Source organism: Faecalibacillus sp. MSK20_93, assembly GCF_020589945.1.
In the GTDB taxonomy this organism is placed as follows: Bacteria; Bacillota_I; Bacilli_A; order Erysipelotrichales; family Coprobacillaceae; genus Faecalibacillus; species Faecalibacillus intestinalis.
In genome coordinates this window covers 1-1,009 of sequence record NZ_JAJDKA010000139.1, presented here as the reverse complement: position 1 = coordinate 1,009, position 1,009 = coordinate 1, and the positions used below count along the sequence as shown (strand labels likewise).

Genomic DNA, 1,009 nt, shown 5'->3' with positions numbered 1-1,009 from the left:
CTGCTGGTTTTCAAGACCAGTCCCTTCAGCCAGACTTGGGTAAATCTCCGCAATATTAATGGTAGCGGGAGGGGGATTCGAACCCTCGACACTCCGGGTATGAACCGAATGCTCTAGCCAACTGAGCTATCCCGCCATAATATTGAAATTTATTAAATTAATTGGTGGAGCCAAGCGGGATCGAACCGCTGACCCCCTGCGTGCAAGGCAGGTGCTCTCCCAGCTGAGCTATGGCCCCAATTTTTATAAATGGTCGGGAAGACAGGATTTGAACCTGCGACCCCCTGGTCCCAAACCAGGTGCACTACCAAGCTGTGCTACTTCCCGTTACTGCCCTTATAATTATACATATATTTTCACTTTAATCAAGCTTTATTTTAAAAAAATATTAAAATAAATTTTACTCTATTTTAATATACTTTAAAAAAGTGTGATAGAATGAATGTAATTTAAAATTTTAAGGAGTTGAAAAAAATTGAATAATTTATGGAAAATTTATGAAAAAGAGCCTTTAGAATTTATAAATAGTCTTATACATGTTCCATCAATGCAAAGACTTAAAGATATTGGGATGAATTGCGGAGTGGAATATACTGCTTTTGACTTCTTTTCAAACATTGTACCATATTCTCGTTATCAACATAGTATAGGGGTTGCATTAATTGTTTATCATTTTTCACATGATCTTAGACAGACAGTTGCAGGTTTGCTTCATGATATAGCAACTCCTGTCTTTGCACATACGATAGATTTCTATCACCAAGATCATTTAAAACAAGAATCAACAGAATTAGATACGAAAAAGGTAATTGAACAAAAATAGGAGCGCAATCCCCTTCCTCTAAGCGAAGCGTAGGGAGGGGTCTAGCTCCTTTTATAGTTTTTATAATAGATGTTGTTTTAGACGTGCAGCTGTGATATATTATAAGTATAAAAGACGTTCAGTCGTATTTGATTTTAGAAAGGATATTGCTATGGAACTTGATACTAATAATCATTCAGTGTTCAT

1 protein-coding gene and 3 tRNA genes are annotated in these 1,009 nt (G+C 36.4%); 1 reads left to right on the top strand and 3 read right to left on the bottom strand.

Annotated features, from left to right (window positions below; translation table 11 throughout):
- Positions 1–59: 59 nt before the first annotated feature.
- From LJD34_RS16005 to LJD34_RS15995, 3 genes are all read right to left on the bottom strand, one after another.
- Positions 60–136 (bottom strand) — tRNA-Met (locus LJD34_RS16005).
- A gap of 26 nt (positions 137–162) precedes the next feature.
- Positions 163–238, bottom strand: a tRNA-Ala gene (locus LJD34_RS16000).
- Between the two features lie 12 nt (positions 239–250).
- Positions 251–327: transfer RNA gene (locus LJD34_RS15995), tRNA-Pro, on the bottom strand.
- Between the two features lie 148 nt (positions 328–475).
- On the opposite strand from LJD34_RS15995, the gene LJD34_RS15990 reads away from it, so the two are divergent.
- Entirely contained in the window at positions 476–823 is a 348-nt protein-coding gene (locus LJD34_RS15990; protein ID WP_227360365.1) for an HD domain-containing protein, read from the top strand.
- Positions 824–1,009 lie beyond the last annotated feature (186 nt).